Source organism: Pediococcus cellicola (genome assembly GCF_001438655.1).
GTDB classification, from domain to species: Bacteria; Bacillota; Bacilli; order Lactobacillales; family Lactobacillaceae; genus Pediococcus; species Pediococcus cellicola.
Map to the genome: position 1 here is coordinate 48,743 of NZ_JQBR01000004.1, position 25,500 is coordinate 74,242.

Consider the following 25,500-nt stretch of genomic DNA (forward strand, 5'->3'; position numbering starts at 1 on the left):
AATTATCTAGCTCACTTTTGTGACTGGGTTCCAGAATTAGATGCGGGAACCAAGGCAATTTGACCACGAGAAACCATCGTAACTAATAATTTGTTCACAAGGTCCGCATTCGAAACATTTTTAAGCAAATACTCTAATAACGCATTTTTGGTTTTTCTCATTGTAAAATCCTCCTATGGCTCTCTCCATTTAAACCCTATCTTAGGTACCAATATAAGGGTTCATCAGACAATTGTCAACCAAGAACCCCACTATTTAGGGGACACATTTAAAAAAGTTTAACATTCAATGTGATCGGTTTCATTTTCGGGTGGTAATTAGAATCATTTTAAACTAAAATAGTAGTAGTAATATTCAAGGGAGGCATTAACATGACTGGGAATTCTAAATTCACCGCAATTCTATTTTTTCTTTTCTATTTAATTTTGACTTACTTTGTATTCATACACCAGAATATGATTGCTATGTACATGATGGCAATCGGAATGTTGTTAGAAGCCACAATCAACCTTTGGCATATGTTCAAATCTTAATGAAATCAGCTTGGCATAGAGTCACCGGACAGTGTACACTTAAGGTATTAGATAAACAAGGAGTTTTACTTTATGTCGCAAATTAGTGAGTTGCATCGCATTGAACTAAATATTTTAAAATTAGTGGTCAAAATCTGTGACCAACATCACATTAAGTACTTTCTCATTGGAGGTTCCTTACTGGGGGCGATCCGTCACAATGGTTTTATTCCTTGGGATGATGATGTTGATATTGGCATGCGTCGTGATGATTACGATCGTTTTGCGTCAATTGCACCCGGTTTATTACAACATACCCACTATTTTATGCAAACAGCAGACACAGACCCTAATTTTGCCTTCAGTTACATGAAACTTATTGATACGGACACCTACATTGAAGAGCGGAACAACGTTAATGATGCAAAAAAAGGCGTTTTTGTGGATATCTTTCCGTTTGACAAAGTCCCTCGACAACCTGAAATTCGCCGTGCCGTTTATAGCCGCTTTCGTTATTTTGACGCTAGGATTCTTTTGAGATTAGGCTACAACATTATCAAGACCCCCTTTCGAAAAGATCCAGAAACTAACGATCTAAATCACTACATGTCAGTGGCAAAGCTTAAAGAGAAGCGTGAAAACATTATGCGTTTGTACAACCATGAACCTTTTCATCACTATAAGAATTACGCTTCGCAATATGCTTATGACAAAGAAGTCATGAGCCAGGCAGAAATCACAGAACTCATTTCGCACCAATTTGAAGATATCAAAGTAAAAATTCCTGAAGCCTACGACCGCATTTTAAGACGCATGTACGATGATTACATGACGTTACCTCCAGAAAAAGATCAAAAAGAAAAACATGTAGATGTGTTAATCGTGAATGGTAAGCACATCGATTAAACTAAAACAGGAGCTCTAAATACCGGATCTACCAGTATTTATAACTCCTGTTTATTTTCATCAGTCTCTCTGTACGGATGATAAAATTTGATTTATCTAAACATTGTCTTTGTTGCTTTAGCTAAAACCTTTGGCTGTTTTTCATAATGGTGCAAGGGCGTTAGTTCACTGTCTGGAATGCCCATGAAATGATAAACCGCAACTTGTGCACAGCGGAAAGAATATTGTTCAGTAAAGACCATATCAAATGGCATTTCAGCAAATTGACTAATGAAGGCCAAATTCTTGGAATTTTTCGGCACAACTGCTGGACGATCCCCAACTGCACGTCGATTAAACAGCGCACTTGCATATGGCATATAAGCAGGAATCACATTCACAATGCTAGCCATGATGTCTTCCTTATGGTCCGCAATATTATCGCGAGCCGGATCCACAGCGGCTAAATGTCCTAAGAGCTCCTCTAACATTTCTTTACCAGTCATTTGGATAAATGGTTTGTCCACATAATCGCCCTTACGTCGTGGATACATGACATAGCCCCAAAAGACGGTTTCATTTTCCTTTTGAGCGTGAAAATGTGGCTGGTGATGAACCACAATGGATAATAAGTTATTGCTATCCACCCAGGTATTTAAGGCATTGCCAGGTTCTTGCTGCGTAATTCGTGAAATCTCATTTAACAAGAAATGATTATTTGTCGTGACCGTGAAACTCAACCACTCACTTTGTTTACGATCTGCAAAAAATTTATCTGGATTTCCTAAATTATAGAAGTGTTCGGTAGCCTGTTTCCAGAGTGCCGCGCTTGGTGCATATTCCAAATTTTCTTCAATGGGTGTATTGAAATCACCAATCGAAGAACTATCCGTAATTGATCCGTTTGTGTCAAAAACAAAGTCGTTTTCATCGATATCGATTCTGCCTTCTTGATTGTCTTTATCAACATCCTCATATTTCAAACCAGTAACGATAATATCATCTCGTAACGGCGTATCTTTGAATTCAAACGCGGTGATTTTGCGATTGTTTACAAAGTTAACACCATGGTCTTTCAAATACTTACGCATTGGTAAAATGATACTTTCATATTGATTATACGGTGTTCGGGTAACACCGGCTAAAGTATTAATTCGACTAAACTCCAAAATCATTCGATTCATATAACGTCGCAGCTCCATTGCTGAGCTTTCTTTCTTAAAAGCAAAGGTAGTCTGCCACATGTACCAGAAATTGGTTGTAAAAATGTGAGGCGTTTTAGCAAACCACTGCTCAATGCTGACATCATTTAGCTGGGATTCTTTGGTTTCAGGCAACATCATCAATTTTGTTAACCAGAATCGATCTTGGTTATCAAATTGCATGTGATTGTAATCTTTTTGATCCCCTTTATTGCGAATGCCATCCACACGATCCATTAAACGTGCCACATCATGGGTGGGATGTGCATGATCAAAGTTTAAGATATCATCTGTAACTGACTGCCCAGGATTATCCAGTGAAGGTACCGAACGTAATACGTCCCACAGGTTTTCATAGGTTTCTTCGTTCAACATTCGGCCACCTTTAGCAAGAAAACCTTTATGATTACTCAAAGTGGAATTACCATATTCTGACTCATAGTCAGCAACCTTGGCACCGTCATTAGCACCGTGTTTTTCGAGTCCAAACACCGTAATTTGGTCACCGCTCCAACCGCCGTCTCGGATTAAATAAATTCCGGCCGCTAAATTACCTACTCCGCTACCGATCATATAAGCTTTTGCCATAATATCCTCTCCAATCTTTTCACTTTCTAACTTCAGTTAAACCCTAGCTATGCATTAGATTCCCGGATCAATTTCACAATTCTCTCTAAGCGCTCTAACGTATCGTCCAAGGTCAAGAAATAGTTATTTTCCAAACCATTCTTCAAAGAATCCACAATATGCACGCCGCGTAATATTTTTAAATGATGAGAAACAGCGGGTTGAGAAATATCCAACTGCGCAGTTAAGTCTCCAACTGTCATCCCCTGTTTCAAACGTGCGCCTAGTAAAATAATGATCTGTTGCCGATGTTTATCAGCTAAGGCGTTTAAAATATCTAAATCGTTAATAAATTCATCTAGCGCCGCTTTTTGCTTCGGCTCCATTTCACTATTACTCATTGGCTCACCTTCTATCCATACATTTAAATATTTAAATCTATGAATAGAATAGCATGTCTGTTCAATTTTAGCAAGCGCTTACAAGTAAAAAATAAAAAGGCATCTCACAAAAGACGCCTTTCGATTCCCACTTCAGTTACACATTAGAGGAATCCTGTTTATCCAAAAAGATTGTAGCCAAAACACCAATCACAATAAAAATAATTAAGGCAAACCCAGCACTCAACCATGTTCCCCCATCTTGCACACTGACGCTTGCACCTTTTAAGGCAAGTTCCGTCAGAATCCAAATACCGGCCAAAATAATACCAAGTACTGCACAATACACACGATGTGCATAACGGTGCAATAAGTAATTCAGAATTTTGGCCATGAGGATAACACCAATGAATGCACCAATAATAAAGGGTAGTAATATGATTACGGAGCCAAAAGCCGCCCTTGCTTGATCAAACTTGCCTACTAAAATAAATAAGGCGGTGTCCACCAGTTTAGCAACCGAATTATAGATTGTCCCATATTGATTTACCATCATTAACATGACGGCTCCAGAAATTCCGGGAATCATCATCATAGAAATGGCGAAAAGACCTGCAAATCCAATTGTGAACCAATCACTCACACTTTTAAGTCTCGTCAATGCCACAAAATCACTAAGCCCTGTGCTGCCTTGATGGCTCACAAGCATAATGAACACAAACCCTAGAACAATCAGAACAAAATCAAATAAATGCAACCTTTGAAACCTGATTTTCTGATAAACAAACGGTAAAACACCAATGACTAAACCAATGAAAAAGCCATAACTCATCACCGGAAATGCCTCACAAAGCCATAGTACCAGCTTGGTTGAGGCTAAAACGCCGACAATTGCGCCGACCATAATCGGCAACAAAAATTTGATATTTTGCCGAGGATGGCTACGAAAGCTTGAAATGGCTGCTACCATTTTTTCGTATAACCCAACCACAATGGCAAACATACTACCAGACAATCCTGGAATCACTAACGCAATCCCGATTAAGAACCCCTTTACAGCGTTCACAAATGCTTTTGTTTTTATTTGCTTTACCTCTTTTCTTTCGTCCATCTGTCCGGTCATAAACCGGCTACTTATATGAGTTTAATTATAGCGAACTTTAATTCTTGTGTCATTTCATAACTTCACTGAGTTTTATATTCTGACCATTGACAACTTTATTGTTCAATTGATATACAATGTCGCCGTTAGGATTTTTAAAATACAATTGTCCCCCATCTGTACCAGCCAATCTGGCATTATATCTTTTTTCAATGCCACTTCTTCCAGTACGGTCTAACTGATTTAGCGTTGGATCGCGGTTCATTTCAGCATCGCTTACGCTACTCACAGTTCCAAGTAAATCACGTTGACTGGAATTTTTATACTTACGGAGACACCTCTGACGCACTACCAACCCAGCCACTTTCGGAACTTTAACTTTAGTTAGCCGTTGTAAGGGCAAAAAACTACTTTTGATAAGTTTGAATTGTTTGTTCAACCGCCTGGTGCTCGTGACGGTCTTTTACAACCAAAAAACCACTTGTGACTCCAAAAAGCACAATGACCATAGCACCACATATTCGAAACTTATGTGACATTGATTTTCTCCTATACCTCTTTATTTACCTTAGCATACCGAATTTTGATTCTGATTAATAGCATTTATCAAAAGATTTTTGATGTCTTATAATCAACTTCTTGTAAAATAAAGCCAAAAGAGATATAGTGTAATAGTAATCTATTACACTATTAAGGAGGAACACCATGAAATTCGATGATAAGATCCCGATTTACTATCAAATCAAGCAGTACATTTACCGTGAAATCATCATTGAAGAACTCAAACCAGGCCAGCAAATTCCGGCCATCCGTCAACTAGCGGTCAGCTTGACAGTCAACGTTAATACAATTCAACGTGCACTAAGTGAGCTTATTGATGAGGGTGTCTTAGTCACTCAACGTGGAAAAGGCAACTTTGTCACTACAAATACACGAACATTAGTGAAGCTTAAAAATGATGTAGTTGAAGCACAGGTTCGTGAGCTTTATGATCAGCTTTCTGCTCTAAACATTTCGCCAGATGAAATGTTGCTTTATCTAAAAACATATATTAATTCGCGAAAGGAAGTCCACCATGACTGAAATATTATCGATTAACAATCTTTCTTACAAAAGAAACCTAACTAGTATCCTTAAACAAGTAAATTGTTCAGCAGAAAGTGGCAGTATTATTGGCCTTCTAGGTGCTAACGGAGCTGGTAAAACGACCCTCATGCGATTAATAAGTGGCGCAGCTAAAGGGTTTCATGGAGAAATTAGTATCAACGGCAATACCCAAGATATTGAACGTAAACAATTGGTCAGCTTTAGTCATCAGCTGGATGGCGTTAACAGTCATGATCGTATGGAAAAAATTGCTGAGTTTTATCAGGCCGTTTATCCAGACTTTTCCGAGAGTGCCTTCAAAAGATTGGCAGAATTTCTTGAATTAGATCTGCACCAACGATTAGGTAATCTCTCTAAAGGAAATCGAATGAAATTTATTATTGCAATCACACTGTCACGTCAAGTTCAACTTTATCTACTGGATGAACCGTTTGACGGAATCGATAGTATGAGTCGCAAAAAGATTATTGCAAGTATTCTTCAATGGAAGCCCGTTGATGCCACAATTTTAATCAGTGATCATCATGTTGATGACGTGGCAAATATTTTGGATGCCGTTTTGATTATTAAAGATAAAAAAATGGTTGTTTCAGAAAAGGCCGATAAAATTCGCGAAGAATACGGTCAAAGTATTGAGGATTACTACGAAAGCATCTATACAGGGGGCAAAGAAAATGACTAGTTCAATAAAACTCATGAGAACGATGATCAGACAAAAAAGCTCAAGTGTCCACAAAGTAATTGGTCTTCAATTACTTGCCTTGGTAATTACACTAATTATTCAGTTATGGCAGCAAGGTCATTTAGATGCTTTAGACCCAGCCGGTTTTTTCGCATCATATGGTATGTTGGCTACCATGGTGCTCTTTGTTCTGCTAGCCTTAAGAACTGAGCACATTTGGACAAACAGTGTTTTCCGCCTTATCCCGATTACAGACACGCGCTTATATATTTCTAACCTGCTTTCTACTTTTTTAAATTTTGTGTATTTCTTAATTCTGGAAACTATCATTACAGGTCTTCTAGGTTCACTTGATTTAGCTGATTTTAACATGCCCAACACTAGTCATTTATTTGGTTATGTGACCAGTGGACTTGCGTTGATTTTTACCTTACTACTAGTTGGTTGGACTTTTATTAGCATGGTGCATCTTTTGGGTAAAATGATCAGTACTTTTCTACCTGAGACTAAACAAGGCTTTATCCAACTTGTACTTTACATTGTCGTCTTCTTTCTCCTCTTTTTCGTTTTAAGTACCATTGATAATACAATTGGAAACTATGTAAATAATTTTTTCTCACCTGTTTACTCTATGGGTACTCTTTATCAGATTATAGGACCCATCTTTATTTTAAGTGGTTTCATGCTTCTCTGGGTCATCCTGTTTTCACTAATTAACATTTATCTCCTTAAATATTGGACTGAAGCCAAATAAAAAAATGAAATGAATTACTCAAACTTAGGTAATTCATTTCATTTTTGTTTACTTCCAAAATCTCACTTACATTTTGTGTCTAATCAATTTAAGTTTAAGAATATTCCTAAAATCGGACAAATGTAACAGGATAATTGCGTTACTTTTCGCTTCTTAGCAGGTACGATAGAAATGGAGGAGAAAATAATGAAATTATCTGATCAATTACGCGCATCCCGGAAACAATTACATTTAACCCAACAAGATTTAGCAGCCCAACTTCATGTAACTCGACAAACATTGTCACGGTGGGAAAACGATTTGAGCTATCCTAATCTAGATACTTTAGTTCAAATTAGCCACATTTTAAATCTTTCGTTAGATACTTTATTGAAAGGTGAAAAAAATCCAGTTGTCAAACAAATCAGTACTGATGTCCGTTCCAAGCAAAGGTACAAACATCTATTTGTCGCACTTGTTAGTTTATTTCTACTAATGTTAACAGTCTTGATTCTTTTAGGCTATGGTCGTGCTACACAAAATGCAGATATTGATCGTCTAAATCCGTTTCTTAAAACGCAAATTGGGTACACGGTTTTACCCACGCCAACTAAAAATCATCAACAAGGCACACGTGTAGATGCATTTGTTTCTGATAATGTTTTTGGCAGCGGCAGTTGGCTACAATTTTCTACAGGTCAATACACCGCAAAGAAACGTTGGGCTGTAGTTCAACATAAGGGTTCTTATGTTTCTAACACCCGTTTGTTGAAAAAAGCACAGATTCCATTAGTCATGCGTGAACAAGCTGGCAACATTTACACCAAATATAATTATAAAACTGAAGGTTCCAGGACGGGTAAGAAAATTCCGTGGTGGCCGTTTGATTAACTAAATTTTATGCCGAATTACAAAAAAACCACAACTCACATAATTGGTATTCCATTACCGTTTCAACCTTGTACCAAATAAAAACAGCATAACCAAAGATTGATCATAAAAATACCGTTATTTCTCTTAAAATACAGAAATAACGGTATTTTCAATGCAAATTATTTGCAAATTCAAAAAAATCAAAAATTAGAGATTTTGATGCCTAAGTTGCTGTAAGGCAATCAAACCAAAAACCAAGATAACAACAAGTTCGATCACACTACCAAAAATGCCATCACCATTCAATTGCCGCGTAAAGGCGTAATCACTAGATACTAACGTGTTCACAAATGAAGTGATTATGCCGACCAAGATATTGAAGCCAAAATACAGTAAAATACTTAAGGTCTTTCCCTGTGTCATAATTACTGCCGTCATTAAAATAAATAAACCAGCTACGTAACTGAGTACTGCATTAATACTTAGCGGGATCATTTGAGGAACCAACAACACTCCCATATCTCTAAACAGTTCATCCCAGCCGCCAAGGTTACCCACTTGATAAAGGATCGTGGCAATTGGTACCACCAATAAAATAAAGCTAACCACAATATTCGCTAAAATCACAGCACCAATTTTGGCAAAGAATAATTTATTTCGATTCACACCCGATGCTACCATCAAAGCCAACACACGATTTTTATAATCAATGGCTAACAAATGAAAGGGGTAAATGATTCCCAGAAATACCAAGTTACTCACAAACAATAAGATGGCTGAAGTAATACTTGTAATTAATAATGAAGAACTAAGATGTTCATAATTAACGAGTGCAATCGTGGCAATTGCATTTAATCCCAACAAGATTAAGTTTGCTATCAAATAATATTTATCACGTAAATACTTAAATATTTCCATCTTAAAAATTAATCTTGCATTCATTAGGCAACCCCTCCTTGTTGATCCAAAATAGATACATTGGTCATTGACGTCATGACAATCTCATGTTCCGCCAATTGTGGATACAACTTTTTCCAAGACTCAGAATTAATATCAATTTTGATACCCTTTTCTGTCTTGACAAAGGAAACAGCTTCAGAAGCCAATAGATTTTCAAACTCTTCGTCATTATTAGTTGCAATTAAACGGTAAGCATGTGTACTTTGGGCCGTCAAGTCCAATGTCTCAATGATTCGTCCGTGATCAATCACAAAAACTGTTTCACACAAGCTCTCCAAATCAGATTGGACATGACTAGAAATTAGCAAAGTGTGTGCTTCCTGTTTAGTCCACTGCCGTAAATATGTCTGAAACCATTTAACTGTATCCTGATCTAACCCGCGAAAGGGTTCGTCTAGAATCAAAACTTCCGCTGAATTCACCAACGCAATTAATAGCACCAATTTTTTCTGCATACCATATGAGAAAGTTTTAACAGGACGATCTAGAACAGACAACAAGCCAATCTCGTCTGCCATCTGTTCAACCTTTTTGACATCATAAAGTCCACGCAAACCAGCAAAATATTGAATATTGAATCTCGCCGTATAGTCCTTATACACCGAAAGATCATCCAGGACAATACCCATTTTGGTTAAAATAGCATTTTCTTTTTTGGGATCATGTCCATCAAAAATGATTTCTCCAGAATAATCCGTAATAATATTAGTCAAACATTTGAAAAAAGTTGTTTTCCCCGCCCCATTGGCACCAACTATGCCATACGTATGACCAGGTTCAATTGTTAACTGATCAATATCCAACGCTTTAAGGCTGCCATAGCTTTTACCTAGATTTTTAACAGTAATTGTCATCCCATCATCTCCTTGTGATGATTCCATTATATCAAAGAAAGATAGTTTTCACACTATCATTTGATATTAATATTTAATAAATAACTACAAATATTTAACATTTTTCAGGAAAACAAAGTGTGTTCATAAATTTCCTAATGTAATCAACTGAACTTCAAAAATAAGCAACTAGAAAAATCTCAAGTCCTTGACTCCAGATTTTTCTAATTGCTTATTTTTAATAACGTACCTACTAAATTCACTTGCGTTTGCTTAAGCGTTAAACTTCACTAAAATCAATATCTAAATCTTTAGAAGCTGCAGCCTCCTCGCGTAAATACTGATTATCTAGCATTTTAATAAATGGATAGTAAATTAAAATGCCTAAAATGATTTCAAATAACTGCAAGACTGATCCTGTCCAACTTCCCGTGGACAGCCACCCTGAAATAATAGGTGGTGTGGTCCATGGCAATAAGACACCATTAGTATGTGGAACCCATCCCCAAGTCATCACTAGCCCAGAAATCAAGGTATTCAAGGTTGGAATCACAATAAACGGAATGGCAATGATTGGATTTAAAACCACTGGTAATCCAAAAATAATTGGTTCGTTAATGCCAAAAATTCCCGGAATAATAGCCAGTTTTCCTAATTGACGAACACGATTAGATTTACAAATAATCAGCATCACAATTAAAAGTGATAACGTACTACCGCCGCCACCATATGTTGTGAAGATATCAATAAATGGTTGCGTAAAAACATGTGGTAAAGGTAAATGATTTTGGAAAGCCTGTAAGTTGTCCTGAGTAAGAACAAAGAAAATTGGTGACCAAACTGAATTGGTAATGGTTGGCCCATTGATACCAAAACACCAAAGTAAGCTAGCTAAAAAGTTATACAAAAGTGCAGATGGCAACGTGTTGCCGACATTCTTGAGTGGAGCTTGAAGCAAAGTATAAATAAAGTTATAAACCGTTTCAAAACTAGTTAAACTAAAAACAATGCGAATCAGAAAGAAGGCAAAAATAACTAGCGCACTGGGCAATAGCGCATCAAAAGATTGCGAAACTGCCGGTGGGACTCCCTCTGGCATTTTAATTGTCCAATGACGTTTTAAAGCAAAACGATAGAGTTCCACACTGATTAAAGCAATGAAAATGCCTAAAAAGATGCCATTAGGACCTAAGTAAAGTGTTTGAATGGCACTAACCGTTTTTTTACCCACCGTCAAACTGGTTGGTGTCAAAATCAAAAAAGAAATGATTGCAACTGCGCTGGCATTTACGGCCTGCAAGCCGCGATTTTTCCCATACGCATAAGAGATACCAAAACAACCAAGTAATCCAGTAAAACTAAAAACGGAATTTGAGACGGCACTAAACCATCCACTCCATTTAGAACCTAAAACACCCGTCCAGAATTCATTCCAACCTGGAATTGGAAAATTTCCAATTAATAAGAAAAAAGAAGTGACAATGATTAATGGGGTAATGATCAAAAAGCCATCTCGTAACGAACGTAAAACAACGTTATTACCAAGCTTCGTGGCAATCGGCATTAAGATTTTTTCAGCTTTATTTTGCATTTATCTCACTCCAATCTATGAATAACAATATTGTTGTTTAAATTCACGCATATCTTCCTTTTTAGTCGCCAACTGGCAGCCTTCAACTAGGTGGTTCAAAGCTGAAGACAGTCCCGTACCACCTTTCTTAGGCACTTTTACAATCATCAATGAAGCTTTATATTGCGTAATTAAAGCTTCATTTTTTTCTATCGCTGTAGCTACTAATACGGGCACACTAGTATGCTCATTAAAGTAAGTTGCAAGCTCACACCCCATCTTCGAAAACTCTGGATAATCATAAGTAGGACCAATCACCACAACATCAGCCGCCATTTTTTCAGCCATTTTAGCGAATTTTTCCTGAACCAAATCGGCATTATCTTGATAATAGGTTGTGCCACAGTAAAAGGTACCAATAATTTCACCATCAATCTTTTTCAAACTCTTTTCGAGCGTGTCTGCACTGCCCATTGCTAGGCGTTTGCCACCCAATGGTGTGTCTGCGCGTTCTTTGCCACCTAATCCTGCTTGAATTTGGTCTAAGATCACAATAACTTTCATATGCTCACCTCCTCCTTATATTACAGGGACTTAATTGGTGCTTTAATCCGTTTTTCGTAGGCATCTAACCAGGCTTGTGTAATGGGTTCAATACAAGTGGTCTGATCTGGACCAGGATTAGCCATTAAAATCACAGGAACTTGTTTATCATTACCAACGCTGAATGTAAATTCCACGTTGGTAGCCACCCCCCAAGCACCGGCCTTATTCATAGCTACTAATGAAAATTCGCCTGCTTTCCCATATCTTTTTTGGAGCTTTTCAATAAACGGGTAGACGGCTTGATCACAAGCTTGTTGCGGTGTCCTGCCTTCTGCCATTAACCGCACAATTTCATAGGACAAACACCCCTTCATGAGGTCTTCTCCCAATCCGGTTGCTGCTGCACCGCCAACTTCACTATCAACATAAAAACCGGAACCAGAAAGCGGTGAATCGCCAATACGTCCAGGCTTTTTCATAAATAACCCTGAGGTTGATGTAGCAGCCGCCATGGACCCCTGCTGGTCTAAGGTGATCGCCCCCACAGTATCGTGTCCGTCATAAGGATCAAGTTTTTTTTCTTGTATTTCCAAAAGTCGGTTTTGCCAAATTTTCTTTGCACGCGGAGTCAGCATGTTAACCATTTCAAAATCATTTTGTATGGCATAACGGGTGGCTCCCTCTCCGACACGAAAACTATTAAAATGTAATTTACTTAACTTACGGGCTACCGATACCGCATGTTTCACATTCTGGATACCAGCAACTGCTCCGATTGCTAGATCGTCTCCATTCATAAATGCGGCATCCATTTCCACTACTCCTTGTTCATTGGGAAGGCCCCCGTAACCCACCGATTTATAATACGGATAAGCTTCAACCCTATTAATCAAGGTTTCGACCGCATCTCCAGCAGATTTTTGTTTTTTTAACAATTCAGTCGCCTTGATCACACCTTCATGTGCCATCCGCCATGTTGCAATTGTGCCGTAAGTCATCTAATCATCATCCTTTCTTTGTCCTAATGCGATCATCGCGCGCATATCTATTTCCATATTCATTAAGAGATCCTTTTCATCCATATACTCATCTTGTTTGTGTGCAATTCCTTTTTGTCCAGGAAATGATGGCCCAAAGGCAATGATATTAGGCACCACCCGTGCATAAGTTGCCCCTGTGGTCGTCACTGGCGTGCCATCTAAGCCCGTTACCTGCTCATAGGCCTGTGACAACTTACGAATCCACCATGAGGTTTTATCATGCATCACACTAGGTATCGAGCGCACGATTTTAAGCTTACTTTGTGTGATGAGATGTTGCTTAACATTGCTTATAACCTGTTCTTCCGTAACTGAAACTGGATAGCGAACTGCAATCGCAAGTTCAAGATTATTGCCGGCCTTTTGCAGTTGATAGGGCGTCATAATCAATTTGCCGCTGTCTACATCAGCAAAATCAATTCCCAGTTGTTTGCCATAGTGGTCATCATGAAGGTTGGCCAGCCAATGGAAATAAACACCAATTTCATCCGACAAAACCTGTCTTGTATCTATCTCTTGAGCTAAAATTGTCAATGCGTTACATCCTAAGTCAGGAGCGTTGGATGGTGACCTTTTTCCATGCGCATGAATGACCTGGTCACCAACAGAGGCGATGACAGAATCAGGGACATGATCTGAAGATTGTTCTTCAGGATTTAAAATTTCAAAACGACTAAGCTGATTAGCTGGAATTGGCGTACGTACGATAAAGTTAACAATGCCGCGCTCCCCATACACTGCTGGATATTTGCCATCAGGAGTAAATCCAAGTGTTGGTGCGGCCTCATTAGCAAGATAACGTCGCATGTCCGCGCTGCCGCTTTCCTCGTCAGATCCAAAAACTAACCGAATTGTATAAGGAAGTTGAATGCCCATATCCTTTAGAAGCTTCATGCCAAACAAGGAAGCCATACTAGGGCCTTTGTTATCCAAAATGCCACGCCCATATAACCGAGAATTTTTTTTGGTTAAATCAAACGGTGGCACAGACCAATGGCTGCCAGCTGGAACAACATCTAAATGCCCGAAAATTCCCACGTAATTTTGATCGTCATTTCCCCACTGCACATATGCGGCAGCATCATCAACCATTCCTGTTTTAAATCCATATTGTTGTCCAAACTTGAGCGCCAAATTTAAAGCTTGTCGAGGCCCTTCTCCAAATGGCATTGCTTCTTTGGCAGGACCTTTCACGCTTGGGATTTGGATCATTTTCCGTAAATCTCGCAAAAACTCATTTTCATGTTGAGCAATCATAGTCTGTATCTTTATTGCCAATTTTTTACCCCCTATTCTATAGTTTATGGCGAACTAAGGTCGTCTTGAAGCGATATTTATCAGCCCGATAAAACGAAGTATCAAAAAAAATCGGCTTAGTCTCCGCAGTATAAGTTACAGATTCCACTTTCATCAACGGCTCTTGTGTTGAAACCTGCAATAAATCGGCCATTTTTCTTGGTGCAAGAAGCGCTTCAATTTCTTGTTGTGAATAAGCAATTTGTTCATGAGATTCAATAATAGCAAACAGGGATCCTTCAAAATCTTTAGGCGTTAAACCGAAAACTAAAGGTTCCGGGATGTAAATCTGTTCAACCGTCATTGGCTCACTATCCCAGTAGCGTCGGCGAACAAGCTTGTAAATCGGTACAGATAATCCCTCATTCATCTCTAACTTAGCTAAAATTCGTTTGTCAGGATTGATTAATTGCTTGAATTCTAGAACTTCTGTATGACTTTTTTTACCGTATGCTTTAGAAACTTCTGTAAACCCCTGCAAGCCCAGACGACCGCTTTCTACTTTGGGATGTTCCATCACATAGGTTCCCTTTTGACGGCTCTTGACCAAAACTTGCGCATTGATTAACGCTGCAACTGCTTTACGAATCGTGAGGCGACTTACTTCGAACTCATCTGCTAAATCATACTCTGAAGGCAGCTTTTGTTTTGTGCCATAAGTACCATTGTCTACACGATTTTTAATGACTTTGGCTACTTGTTTGAACTTTGCTTCTTGCATGGCATCCACCCTTTCAAAATAGTATGTACTTTTTAGTATATACTATCACATTTTGAAAAGGATTTCCTTATTTTTGCTAAATTTAAAAATTTTCAGAAAAAACATTTGACACCGCTTACATAAAAAGGTATCCTTAACTTTGAAAGGTAGTAGTGCATCTCCTCTACCTTTAATCAATTCTCTTTCTCTCTTATGCCAAAAAGTGTGTTCTGGACAGTTGTTCAGAACACATTTTTTTATTTAGACCACTAATTCTAGCTTGCATCTTCCTGCCAGTCTTCGCTATACTAGGGAGACGGAGGCTGATAGCTATGGGACATCAAATTTTTACTTTAATTGAGGAAATCACGCGTAAAGATCATTCAAAGTACCTTGAAATTGCCAATATGGTCATGAACGGTCGCGCTGAATTAGCCGCCGAACGCGGTTTTATTGAAGAAGTTCGGATTTTGCAACTTAATATTCCCCATTCTGCTCACGTCATTAACTACGAAAATTATATTAATGAACGCTATGCCATTCCCGATGAAGATATGGACCACTGGGAAGAATGGGAAAAAGATGATAAAATAATGGTTGATTTTAATGCTGTGTTAAAAGAAAATCACATTTCCTAAATGCTAGCAGTAGTTTAAATGTGCAAATTAGAAATTATTAAAATTTGGTTGACAAATCTGTGGTTTTCATAATATAATGTTAAGCATAGTCATTGCTCCGTAGTTCAGTGGTAGAATAATTGACTGTTAATCAAGAGGTCGCTGGTTCGAACCCAGCCGGAGCAGTAAAGATAAAAAGCTCAGTCTTAACTAAGACTGAGCTTTTTTGTTGTCTCCAAAACTCAATTACACAAAAAAAGGGATCGAAATTGCTTTCGATCCCGTGCCATCTGATGTATACACCATAGAGATGTCCCTCTTCTGTGTTCATTTGGGGTAAACAGGGAGAGGAAGTAAATAAATGGTACCTATAATATACGCCACTTTTTCTCATAAGTCTATAATCATTTTAACTTTTTCTTATTTTTATCTAATAATCTTAATCTGTCAGCGCGCCGCCATAAATCCAACCGATCAGCTTGCCATTATAGTAACAACGGTAGTACAAAGTACGCACACCCTCTAATTTAGCTGTCATATCAACTTGAACCGCTTTTCCTGCATACTTTTTTCCATCATTTTTGCGTTTAGCTGTATAACTACTTTTAGGGACATGATTAAAGAAATTATGCCCAGGTACAGCCTTCACCTTTTTGGTTAATGTTGTGGCTGTATACTTGGTATCTAAAAAGCGGACGTTGTCTAAAGCGCCGCCGTAAATCCAACCTATTTCTTTACCATTCACAAAACAGCGATAGTACGGTGTTTTCGTACCTGCGCGCTGTGCCTGCTTATCAATCGTAATATTTTGACCACTGTAAGTTCTACCGTAGTGCAATCGTTTATTGGCATAAACACTGTAAGTCAAATGGTTATAGAAGTCATTTTTAGGGTTTGTACTCACTGTAGCCACTTTATACACGGTCTTATATGTAGCCACCTGTACAACTGCAGTTGAATAAATCCAACCAATTAATTTACCATTATAATAACAACGATAATACGGCGTTTTAGCACCCTTTTTGACGCCTTGATTATCAATCGTAATGGTCTTACCCTTATACGTCTTACCATAGTGCTTAAGCTTAGATGAATAGGTGCTTCCAGGAATATGATTATAGAAGTTATGTCCCGGATTCAACTTAACCTGCATTCGTAAATTCTTTTTAGTATATTTGACTGCCGTCCCATCTAGCTTGCTATGAAGATTATAACCTTTAATTAAACTAATCAAAGTTCTTGCATAAGTTGGTGCCGTCGCATAACGTCCTGTCAAATAGTTGGCAGCAGCTTCAGGTGTTTTGGCATTCTCTTTCCAAGTTCCCTTATAGTAAGAATGATTCCAAGCTAACCCATTACGTAACAGATTACCATTATCATTCAGAGAAGCCTTAGCATTTGGATATTTACGAAATGCTGCATTAGTGTAATACAACGTGCCACCAGCTGTATATTCAGCCGTTCGCATCGTGACCGACTTACCCTTATATGTACCTTTTATTCCAAAATAATTATTTGCCTTAACTGTTAATTGACTTTGACCCCAAGCACTTTCACAAGCCGCTTGTGCCATCATCAAAGATCCATATAAATTATATTTGGAAGAAACGCTTCTGACATCGGGCGTTAACCGCGAAATAAAGCCCTGTGGTGAGTCTGCGTGCACAGTCTTTGAATGAAATCCAAAGCCGGCCACTGTCGAAAATAAAATTATTAATGAGACAAATGGTAACCAACGTTTATGCATGCTCATTCCCCCGTATCTTAATGATCTTAGTATTAGTATATAATGAAATCCACTAAATCTTAATGCCTTTAACTGGATTGAAATATACGAATATTAACCACATTCCTAAAAACCTGTTATATCAAGCTTTAGCAACACACTTTTTTTACTTGTAATAAAAACTTAACATTTGTAGCATCTAAATTTTGGTTAAATTAAAAAAATCTAGTTGACGTGTCCATCAACTAGATTTCCTGTATTTATTATTCTACGGTCACACTCTTTGCTAAGTTTCTTGGTTGATCCACATTGTACCCACGTTCTAGGCTGGCATAATAGGCTAGCAGTTGAGCCGGCACAACACTAATCAATGGCATCAATAATTCTGAAATTGATGGAATAACCAATTGATCGCTGGTTTTGGCCAAATTCTCAGAGACGATGGTCAGCACTTGTGCCCCGCGAGACTGAACCTCTTGGATATTTCCTCTGGTGTGACTGGCGGTCCGTGCTTGCGTAATCAGCGCTATTACCGGCGTTTGGTCTTCAATTAATGCAATCGTGCCATGTTTCAATTCTCCAGAAGCAAATCCTTCAGCCTGAATGTAAGAAATTTCTTTAAGTTTTAAAGCTGCTTCCAAAGCCACGAAATAATCAACACCTCGACCAATGTAAAAAGCATTTCTGGTTGTAGCTAAATCTTTATGAGCCACAGTTTTAATTTGGGCTTTATCGTCAACAATTGCTTGGATGGCATTTGCAGCCAGACTCAGCTCGTGCTGTAAATCAAAAGCATCAGCGGCCGGAACCTGCTTACGAGTACCAAGAGCCTTGGCAACAACAGCTTCAACCGCAATTTGAGCTGTATAAGCTTTTGTCGAAGCAACGGCAATTTCTGGTCCTGCTTGTAAGAGCAATTGATAACTGGCTTCTCGATACAATGTCGAGTTTTCAACATTGGTGATCGTTAAACTTGGTGCCTGCCATTCTTCATTGACCCGTACTAGAACTTGGCGGCTATCTGCTGTCTCACCACTTTGAGTTAAGAAAATGAAAAATGGATGCTTAGAAAGAATTGGATCCGTGTACGCAAATTCCGAGGCCAAAACAGCTTGGGTTGGTACTTGTGCCAATTTTTCGAATAATGTTTGCCCGACTAACCCCGCGTGATAACTTGTTCCTGCACCCACAATATAAATCCGATCCGCTTTTGCCATCGCATTTAGCATTTCCTGATCTAAAACAGGTATTCCAGAATCCTGCAAATAGGTTTCTTGAATCCGATGTAAAACAGCCGGCTGCTCATCAATTTCTTTTAACATGTAATAGGGATAAGCACCGCGATCTGCCGCTTTAGGATCTAAATCAACATGAAAAGCTTTTCGTTCAACACGTTGGCCACTTTGATTGGTGATTTTTACCGTTTTAGGTGTCACAACGACCATTTCACCATCGTGAAGTTCTAGAAAATCTTTTGTGACGTTTAGCATAGCTAACGCGTCACTACATACCACGTTAAAATCCTTACCCAGTCCAATTAGCAAAGGACTCTTATTCTTAGCGACATAAAGCGTCTCTGGATCTTCCCGGTCCATCAACAAGAACGCGTACGAAGACCCCTTTAACAAACTGATCGTCTTTTCAAATGCCTGTTGTGTGGTCATCTGATCTTGAATTACAAAATGGTCCACTAACTGAACCACGACTTCAGTATCGGTCTGACTGACTAAACGAACATCGCTCAAATATTGCGCTTTTAATTCCTCATAGTTCTCAATCACACCATTATGCACCAAGTAAAAGCGTTCGTCAGTTGAAAACTGTGGATGCGCATTTTTTACACTTGGTGCACCGTTAGTAGCCCATCTTGTGTGCCCGATTCCAGTGGTTCCCTTAATTTCCGGAGTTAGTTTGGCTTTAAGATCTGCAATTTTTCCTTGCGTTTTTACTAAATGGTCTTCTTTGTGAGCATTATTTAAGTAAATGCCCGCTGAATCATAACCACGATACTCAAGTTTCTCTAATCCTGAAATCAAAATTTCCGTTGCATCTGATCGTCCTGTTACTCCCACAATTCCGCACATAGTCAACATCCTTTACAAATAAGTTATAATTGGTATATATAAATTTCACAAATTGGTATACACTGAATATCTATAAATTTACCTCACAATAATAGGAATGTCAAATTAAAAAAACTGTTTGGTATTGGTTTTATTCATGATTGGTATGAAAATAAATGCTGACAAAAAAATTCCGTGATCTTTTCAGACCCGGAATTTTTCAAACTCATACTTAAGCTTCGGTACCAACCTCAGATTTAACAACTGCTACGATACGATCAACATACGCCGACACTTCTTCTTTAGTAGGTGCTTCAGCCATTACACGCAATAAATCTTCAGTCCCACTAGGACGGACAAGCACGCGACCATCCCCATGCATTTCATCTTCGACCGTTTTAATAATGCCTTGAATTTTTTCATTATTTAAAGCGGCTTTCTTATCTTGAACTTTCACATTCACTAATTTTTGTGGATAAGTTTTCACTTCGGCAGCCAACTCGGATAGCTTTTTGCCTGTTTTTTTGACAATGTGCATCAGTTGTAAAGCTGTCAGCATCCCATCACCGGTTGTATTGAAGTCAAGGAAAACTACGTGACCAGACTGTTCGCCACCAACGTTATACCCATTTTTAAGCATTTCCTCAACGACATATCGGTCACCAACTTTTGTTTGCACAGAATGCAACCCATTAGCCTCTAGTGCTTTGTATAAGCCCAAATTGCTCATAACAGTCGTCACAACTGTATCTTTCTTCAAACGTCCACGCTTGCTTAAATACTTGCCGCAGATGTACATAATCTTATCTCCGTTAACGATATTACCTAATTCGTCAACTGCAATGCAGCGATCGCCATCGCCATCAAAAGCCACACCAAGATCGGCCCCTTTTTCCACCACAAATTTTTGGAGTTGTTCTGGATGGGTTGAACCAACATTGGCATTAATATTTAGACCATTAGGCGTAGTTGCCATAGTATCAAAGTCGGCACCTAAATCTGCAAAGATTTGTGATACAAAACCGCTAGTAGCACCATTCGCTGAATCTACACAAATGTGTAAACCTGTCAGATCATCTGGAATAGTCTGTTCAAGAAACTGTGTGTATTTCAAAGCTCCTTCGGGGTAATCATTTTCGGTTCCCAAACCTTCAGCTGACGGTCTAGGTAAACTATCCGTTTCTCTATCAAGCAAAACTTCAATTTCACCCTCTAATTCATCAGAAAGTTTATAGCCATCAGATCCGAAAAATTTAATACCATTATCCTGAACTGGATTGTGAGATGCAGTGATCATGACACCCGCATCAGCTTCTTGCTTACGAACCAAATAAGCTACGCCAGGAGTTGTAACAACACCCATATTTAAGACTTCGATTCCTACCGAAAGTAAACCAGAAATCAACGCGGATTCTAATAATTGTCCGGAAATACGAGTATCACGTGAGACCAAAACTCGCGGACCTTCATTGGCATTTTCTGCATGTTGCGTTAATACATATCCGCCAGTACGTCCCAACTGAAAAGCCAATTCAGGCGTTAAACTTTCATTTGCAATTCCACGTACACCATCTGTTCCAAAATATTTCAAAGCCATAATTATCTATTCCTCTTCTTTATTAATTGATTTTTAGTTATTTTCGCTACTCTTATCGCTGGATTCACTTGTTGAAGAAGCACTTGTGCTTTTCGAACTGGAATCTGACGAGCTTTTTGTGCGCTGATTATCTGCTGGTTCACTAGACGATTCCGAATTCGAACCACTGCTACTGGACGAACTCGTGGATTTTTGAACTGGAATCGTGACACTAACTGTTTGTGGATTTAAAATCACATTTACCGTATCTCCCTGATTATCAACTGCCTGTAACAAAACCTGACTCGTGAAGTCTTGTTTCGTATTATTCGGTAAGTTTATCTTGGCCACAACCTGCGTGATTCGGTTAATTTCAGAAACCGATCCAGTTGCCGAAACCGTTTGAGACCGTAAAATAGCAGCTTTGCTCTCATAACCTTTAGCGATCGCATCTTGATTGACTTCAGGTTGAATGGCAAAAGTTTTCGTCCGGCGATTTGCAATTGTCACTTCAATTGTGGCGGGGTCAAAACTATAAGAAAGCTCTTTGTTTAGCCCCTCCTCTTTAATCTGCACTTTATGCTTACCAACTCCCAGTTTGCGCAAAGAAACATAAACTTTAAAATTTTGCGTATTAGTCGTTGTTGTCACGAGCGCACTTGGTCCGGCGATTCTTATCTTAACTTTAGAAGGATACCCACTCACAAGGTATTTACTACTATTCACATCTAGTTCGAGAGGAACAGTCAACGTTTTTGCCTTGTTTGCCATCAAAGTCGTTTCATTTGAGCCGCTACCTGAAGAGATATTTCCAGAATTCATTCGATCCGACTTCACGTAGCCAAATAGGAGCACAGCCAAAACTAAAGCTAGAATTCGATATACCCAACGTTCTTTCCAAAAATTTTTCATTTTTTGGGACCTCCTTTAAAGAAAGTAACCAAACCTTCCAAGAAGTCTTGAAGGATATTATGATTTTCTGGTTCCTCTTCACTTAAGAATTGATCACGGAAATAACGCAAATAATCTTCTTGTGTCATGTTTCGTAACAACTCATTGTCCTTGGTAATTGACACTTCACCAGTCTCTTCAGAAACCACAACTGTCACTGCATCCGTCACTTCACTGATTCCCACTGCTGCTCGGTGCCTAGTCCCTAATTCTTTTGGAATCATTGTACTTTGTGAAAGTGGCAAATAAGCGGCTGCCACAGCCACTTTATTATCCTTGATGATGACAGCGCCATCGTGTAATGGTGTATTGGGAATGAAAATATTGATTAGGAGCTCACCCGTGATATCTGCATCTAAGGCAATTCCAGTTTCAATATAATCTTCTAGTCCTGTATCCATTTGAATTGTGATTAAAGCACCTATTCGTCGTTTAGACATGTATTGAATAGCTTTATCTAACGCCCCAATCATTTTCATTTCAGCCTCATTCTGGGACTTATTTTTCGTAAAAATTGATCCTCGACCCAAATGCTCCAGCCCGCGTCGAATTTCTGGTTGAAAAATAATCACCATAGCGATGACACCCCAGTTAATAACCTGGTCCATAATCCATGAGACGGTGCTAAGACCAAGCAACACACTCACCGCTTTAATCAGGATAATAACAATAATTCCCCGAAAAAGTTGAACGGCTTTTGTTCCTCGCAATAACATGATTAATTCATAGATAACAAACCAAACCACTAGAATGTCAATTAGGTTCATAAAATTGTGTAAAGTAATCAGTCGATCCCAAGCAAAATCCATTTATTTTTCCTCCAAACCAATACAAAAATAATTATAGCACAGAGGTCCTTAATAAAAGTTTGTTATTAAGTGAATTTTAGGCGAAAATCTGGCAAATTAATTGTTTCATCTGCTACAATAAAGCCAGCGAGGAAAACAATTATGACAACAAAAACTAAGTGGATTATCCGGCTTTGCTACGGGTTGGGATTACTCTATATCTCCTTATTCGTACAGCCGCCTTATCATTTTTTACTTCTTAACACTTTTTTGGCCTATATTCCAATCGAACTAGCTTTTCATATTAGTTCCAAACGTCCCCAAAATACGCTTTTATTTTGGCTAGGCATTTTAATCTGGTTGCTATTTTATCCTAATGCACCTTATCTGCTAACCGATCTCTTTCATCTGAGTCTCTTGCATCCCTATGCAGATACTGGACTAATTCGACTTTCCATTTCGATGTGGATTTATTATATTTATATGTTAATTGCTGTCATTCCAAGTGTTTTACTAGGTATGTGGAGCATGACTCAAGTTACCCGCTCAATCGTGAGTCGTTATCATTTTCGACATTGGTTTGAAATTGGAATTGTTGGAATTTTTACAACGTTATCCTCAGTTGGTATTTTCATCGGTCGTTTCTTAAGGTTGCACTCCATTTACCTATTAATCAGCCCAGAATGGGTGTTGAAACCAATTTTTAATATGTGGTCCTGGCAGATGCTGGCCTTTGTCATCCTTATGACTCTTTTACAAAGCACGATTTACTTAGTTTTACGTGTCATTCGCAATTCTAAATATTAATGGAAATCAAAATGAGTCGTCAAAGTTGAATTAACATTCAGCTCTGGCGACTCATTTTAAGTGGGACAATTGATTTTAAGCTTTTCCAATAATTCGAACTTCCGTTTGTAAATGAACCCCAAACTTTTCAAAAACTGTTTCTTGTACATGATGAATCACGTTTAAATAATCGGTTGCTGTTGCACCACCAACATTAATAATAAATCCAGCATGTTTTTTAGAGACTTGTGCGCCACCAATTTGAAAGCCTTGCAAACCAGACTCATGAATTAATTTACCTGTAAAATACCCGGTTGGTCTTTTAAAAACACTGCCACATGACGGATATTCCAAAGGTTGTTTAGAAGCCCTTAGACGATTTAACTCATCCATTCTGGCACGGATTTTTTCGCTATCTCCAGGTTTTAAATTAAAGGTTGCGGACAACACAATGTCGTTATAATCCTGAATACTACTGTGTCGATATCCGAAATTCAATTCGTGATTTGTTAAAGTTCTGATTTGTCCTTTGCGCGTCAAAATTTTTGCTTCACTCACAACCTCACTAATTTCACCACCATACGCACCAGCATTCATAAAAACAGCCCCACCAACGCTGCCTGGAATACCAGCAGCAAATTCAACTCCCGTCAACCCTGCTTGATAAGCCACTTCGGTTGCTTGAATTAAGGCTGCCCCAGCTTCTGCAATTACCTGATTGCCCAGGACATGAATAGTTTTCATACGAGTCAAAATGACAGTTAACCCACGAATACCACCATCTCGAACGATTAAATTACTGGCATTACCAATAACGGTTAACGGCATCTGTTGTTGATTTGCCCAATCTAATAATTGTTCCACTTGTGTCACAGTTTGTGGAAAGGCTAAGTAATCAGCAGGACCACCCGTTTTAGTATTGGTATATTTAGATAATGGTTCATGTTGAAGAATCTGGATGTTTGGAAATGTTTCCGTTATCGTTTGCAAAATCATTCTGTTCCTTTCAATTACAAATTACAATTAAGCTCTATTTTACCACTTCCAAGTGAGAAACGGCATCTTGACAAATTCGGTGACTGAGCAATGAAGACTCTGGCGAAACTGGATTAGCTTGTTTCCCATCAATTGCAGCTAAGAATTGATTAATAAGTGGTTCAAATCCGCGTGTCACTAATGTTGATTGCCAATCTGAAGAAAGCATTTTTTGCTCACCCTCTGGTGTCTTCATGTTATAAGTTTGACAATTTTCTACCGTTGCCAACCCATGTTCGGTTTGAACTGTCGTCGTTTCTTGATTGACACCACCGATGAGATTAATTTCAGCAGTTGCCAGACTGTGTGCCGTCTCTAATGCAACAATTGCTTGCCGCAAATCTGAACCATCCGTAAATAACTTAGTTGTTTGCTTTTGGACAGGTTCATCAAGCAAATAACAAATTGTATCCACCACATGAATGAGAAGATCATAGATGGCAAATTTAGCCTCTTGTGGATCTTGAACCCGAATTTTAGCACTTTGAATCATTTGCTTGTCTGGCAATGCCTTTAGCCGCTGATTGAAAGGAACAAAGCGACGATTAAATCCACAAGTCAAAATAAGGTGTTTGCTAGCAGCCAAACGGTATAACTCTTCAACTTCAGCAAAATTTTCTGAAACCGGCTTATCCACATAAACATGAATACCGTGTTGCAGTAAAGTTTTAATGATCGCATAATGTGTCTCTGTTGGTGTATGGACAAACACTGCTTTTGGCTGTTGATCAAGCAGTTCTTCTAAATCAGCTTCACCGTGTGTTATCCCATATTGATGTTGCAGATGGGTTCTTTTAACTGCATTGCGCGTACAAAAATGCCACTCATAAGTATCCTGCAACTTCGTCATTACAGGGAGATATGCTTTTTGGGCAATATTACCAAGTCCCATAACTCCAATTTTTTTCATCCTAGTAGCCTCCTACCCTTTAACTAAACTTACCCCAAAGCCTCACACAAGTTTTAATAC

General features: G+C 38.6%; 27 protein-coding genes and 1 tRNA gene. 8 read left to right on the top strand and 20 right to left on the bottom strand.

Going from position 1 to position 25,500, the window contains the following annotated elements; genetic code table 11:
* Nucleotides 1-11: 11 nt before the first annotated feature.
* The gene (locus IV80_RS10160; RefSeq protein ID WP_164481732.1) at nt 12-161 is read right to left on the bottom strand and encodes a hypothetical protein; all 150 of its coding nucleotides are present in this window, start codon (nt 159-161) and stop codon (nt 12-14) included.
* Between the two features lie 444 nt (nt 162-605).
* On the opposite strand from IV80_RS10160, the gene IV80_RS04655 reads away from it, so the two are divergent.
* Nucleotides 606-1,418, top strand: a complete 813-nt coding sequence (locus IV80_RS04655; RefSeq protein ID WP_057750253.1) for a LicD family protein — start codon at nt 606-608, stop codon at nt 1,416-1,418.
* A 92-nt stretch (nt 1,419-1,510) separates the two neighbouring features.
* Here IV80_RS04655 and IV80_RS04660 read toward each other — a convergent pair whose 3' ends face one another.
* The 5 genes from IV80_RS04660 to IV80_RS10235 form a co-directional block, all read right to left on the bottom strand.
* Complete coding sequence (locus IV80_RS04660) at nt 1,511-3,187, bottom strand: oleate hydratase (protein WP_057750257.1); 1,677 nt, start codon at nt 3,185-3,187, stop codon at nt 1,511-1,513.
* A gap of 47 nt (nt 3,188-3,234) precedes the next feature.
* Nucleotides 3,235-3,567, bottom strand: a complete 333-nt coding sequence (locus IV80_RS04665) for an ArsR/SmtB family transcription factor (RefSeq protein WP_057750259.1) — start codon at nt 3,565-3,567, stop codon at nt 3,235-3,237.
* A 136-nt stretch (nt 3,568-3,703) separates the two neighbouring features.
* The gene (locus tag IV80_RS04670) at nt 3,704-4,669 is read right to left on the bottom strand and encodes a DUF368 domain-containing protein (protein ID WP_057750262.1); all 966 of its coding nucleotides are present in this window, start codon (nt 4,667-4,669) and stop codon (nt 3,704-3,706) included.
* A 49-nt stretch (nt 4,670-4,718) separates the two neighbouring features.
* Nucleotides 4,719-5,087 (bottom strand): hypothetical protein, encoded by a 369-nt coding sequence (locus IV80_RS04675; protein WP_083490517.1) that lies wholly within the window; start codon nt 5,085-5,087, stop codon nt 4,719-4,721.
* Nucleotides 5,056-5,187, bottom strand: coding sequence for a hypothetical protein (locus IV80_RS10235; RefSeq protein ID WP_261763744.1), 132 nt, complete (start codon nt 5,185-5,187; stop codon nt 5,056-5,058). The genes IV80_RS04675 and IV80_RS10235 overlap by 32 nt, the downstream gene beginning before the upstream one ends.
* Before the next feature lie 166 nt (nt 5,188-5,353).
* On the opposite strand from IV80_RS10235, the gene IV80_RS04680 reads away from it, so the two are divergent.
* From IV80_RS04680 to IV80_RS04695, 4 genes are all read left to right on the top strand, one after another.
* Nucleotides 5,354-5,731 carry a GntR family transcriptional regulator gene (locus IV80_RS04680; RefSeq protein WP_057750268.1) on the top strand — a complete coding sequence of 126 codons (378 nt, stop codon included), beginning with the start codon at nt 5,354-5,356 and terminating at the stop codon, nt 5,729-5,731.
* Complete coding sequence (locus IV80_RS04685; RefSeq protein WP_057750271.1) at nt 5,724-6,437, top strand: ATP-binding cassette domain-containing protein; 714 nt, start codon at nt 5,724-5,726, stop codon at nt 6,435-6,437. Before IV80_RS04680 ends, IV80_RS04685 begins: the two co-directional genes overlap by 8 nt.
* Nucleotides 6,430-7,191: a hypothetical protein gene (locus IV80_RS04690; RefSeq protein ID WP_057750274.1), complete on the top strand. Its 762-nt coding sequence runs from the start codon at nt 6,430-6,432 to the stop codon at nt 7,189-7,191. The genes IV80_RS04685 and IV80_RS04690 overlap by 8 nt, the downstream gene beginning before the upstream one ends.
* 186 nt (nt 7,192-7,377) lie before the next feature.
* Nucleotides 7,378-8,061 (top strand): helix-turn-helix domain-containing protein, encoded by a 684-nt coding sequence (locus IV80_RS04695; RefSeq protein WP_057750276.1) that lies wholly within the window; start codon nt 7,378-7,380, stop codon nt 8,059-8,061.
* 189 nt (nt 8,062-8,250) lie between these two features.
* Here the strand turns inward: IV80_RS04695 and IV80_RS04700 are convergent, their stop codons facing one another.
* The 7 genes from IV80_RS04700 to IV80_RS04730 form a co-directional block, all read right to left on the bottom strand.
* Entirely contained in the window at nt 8,251-8,985 is a 735-nt protein-coding gene (locus IV80_RS04700) for an ABC transporter permease (protein WP_057750279.1), read from the bottom strand.
* Nucleotides 8,985-9,857 carry an ABC transporter ATP-binding protein gene (locus IV80_RS04705; protein ID WP_057750282.1) on the bottom strand — a complete coding sequence of 291 codons (873 nt, stop codon included), beginning with the start codon at nt 9,855-9,857 and terminating at the stop codon, nt 8,985-8,987. The genes IV80_RS04700 and IV80_RS04705 overlap by 1 nt, the downstream gene beginning before the upstream one ends.
* A gap of 259 nt (nt 9,858-10,116) precedes the next feature.
* On the bottom strand, nt 10,117-11,427 hold the full coding sequence (locus tag IV80_RS04710) for a PTS sugar transporter subunit IIC (RefSeq protein WP_057750285.1): 1,311 nt from the start codon (nt 11,425-11,427) through the stop codon (nt 10,117-10,119).
* Between the two features lie 15 nt (nt 11,428-11,442).
* The gene (locus IV80_RS04715; protein ID WP_057750288.1) at nt 11,443-11,970 is read right to left on the bottom strand and encodes a GrdB-related putative oxidoreductase; all 528 of its coding nucleotides are present in this window, start codon (nt 11,968-11,970) and stop codon (nt 11,443-11,445) included.
* Between the two features lie 20 nt (nt 11,971-11,990).
* Nucleotides 11,991-12,950, bottom strand: a complete 960-nt coding sequence (locus IV80_RS04720) for a glycosylasparaginase (protein ID WP_057750291.1) — start codon at nt 12,948-12,950, stop codon at nt 11,991-11,993.
* Nucleotides 12,951-14,249 (bottom strand): Sapep family Mn(2+)-dependent dipeptidase, encoded by a 1,299-nt coding sequence (locus tag IV80_RS04725; RefSeq protein ID WP_057750294.1) that lies wholly within the window; start codon nt 14,247-14,249, stop codon nt 12,951-12,953.
* A 37-nt stretch (nt 14,250-14,286) separates the two neighbouring features.
* A complete protein-coding gene (locus tag IV80_RS04730; protein ID WP_057750297.1) occupies nt 14,287-15,009 on the bottom strand; it encodes a GntR family transcriptional regulator, LSA1692 subfamily in 723 nt (240 codons plus the stop codon).
* Between the two features lie 311 nt (nt 15,010-15,320).
* On the opposite strand from IV80_RS04730, the gene IV80_RS04735 reads away from it, so the two are divergent.
* Nucleotides 15,321-15,626 (top strand): hypothetical protein, encoded by a 306-nt coding sequence (locus tag IV80_RS04735; protein WP_057750299.1) that lies wholly within the window; start codon nt 15,321-15,323, stop codon nt 15,624-15,626.
* A gap of 93 nt (nt 15,627-15,719) precedes the next feature.
* Nucleotides 15,720-15,791 (top strand) — tRNA-Asn (locus IV80_RS04740).
* A 253-nt stretch (nt 15,792-16,044) separates the two neighbouring features.
* Here the strand turns inward: IV80_RS04740 and IV80_RS04745 are convergent.
* From IV80_RS04745 to cdaA, 5 genes are all read right to left on the bottom strand, one after another.
* Nucleotides 16,045-17,352, bottom strand: a complete 1,308-nt coding sequence (locus IV80_RS04745; protein ID WP_057750302.1) for a glucosaminidase domain-containing protein — start codon at nt 17,350-17,352, stop codon at nt 16,045-16,047.
* Nucleotides 17,353-17,594: 242 nt separating this feature from the next.
* Complete coding sequence (glmS, locus tag IV80_RS04750) at nt 17,595-19,415, bottom strand: glutamine--fructose-6-phosphate transaminase (isomerizing) (protein WP_057750305.1); 1,821 nt, start codon at nt 19,413-19,415, stop codon at nt 17,595-17,597.
* Between the two features lie 211 nt (nt 19,416-19,626).
* Nucleotides 19,627-20,991, bottom strand: coding sequence for a phosphoglucosamine mutase (glmM, locus tag IV80_RS04755; RefSeq protein ID WP_057750308.1), 1,365 nt, complete (start codon nt 20,989-20,991; stop codon nt 19,627-19,629).
* 33 nt (nt 20,992-21,024) lie between these two features.
* Entirely contained in the window at nt 21,025-21,882 is an 858-nt protein-coding gene (locus IV80_RS04760) for a CdaR family protein (protein WP_057750311.1), read from the bottom strand.
* On the bottom strand, nt 21,879-22,730 hold the full coding sequence (gene cdaA / locus IV80_RS04765) for a diadenylate cyclase CdaA (RefSeq protein WP_057750314.1): 852 nt from the start codon (nt 22,728-22,730) through the stop codon (nt 21,879-21,881). Before cdaA ends, IV80_RS04760 begins: the two co-directional genes overlap by 4 nt.
* Nucleotides 22,731-22,871: 141 nt before the next feature.
* Between cdaA and IV80_RS04770 the strand changes: the two genes are divergently transcribed.
* A complete protein-coding gene (locus IV80_RS04770) occupies nt 22,872-23,516 on the top strand; it encodes a DUF1361 domain-containing protein (protein WP_057750317.1) in 645 nt (214 codons plus the stop codon).
* 75 nt (nt 23,517-23,591) lie between these two features.
* Here the strand turns inward: IV80_RS04770 and murB are convergent, their stop codons facing one another.
* The gene (gene murB / locus IV80_RS04775; protein ID WP_057750320.1) at nt 23,592-24,491 is read right to left on the bottom strand and encodes a UDP-N-acetylmuramate dehydrogenase; all 900 of its coding nucleotides are present in this window, start codon (nt 24,489-24,491) and stop codon (nt 23,592-23,594) included.
* A 34-nt stretch (nt 24,492-24,525) separates the two neighbouring features.
* Nucleotides 24,526-25,440 carry a Gfo/Idh/MocA family protein gene (locus tag IV80_RS04780; protein WP_057750323.1) on the bottom strand — a complete coding sequence of 305 codons (915 nt, stop codon included), beginning with the start codon at nt 25,438-25,440 and terminating at the stop codon, nt 24,526-24,528.
* Nucleotides 25,441-25,500: the final 60 nt, after the last annotated feature.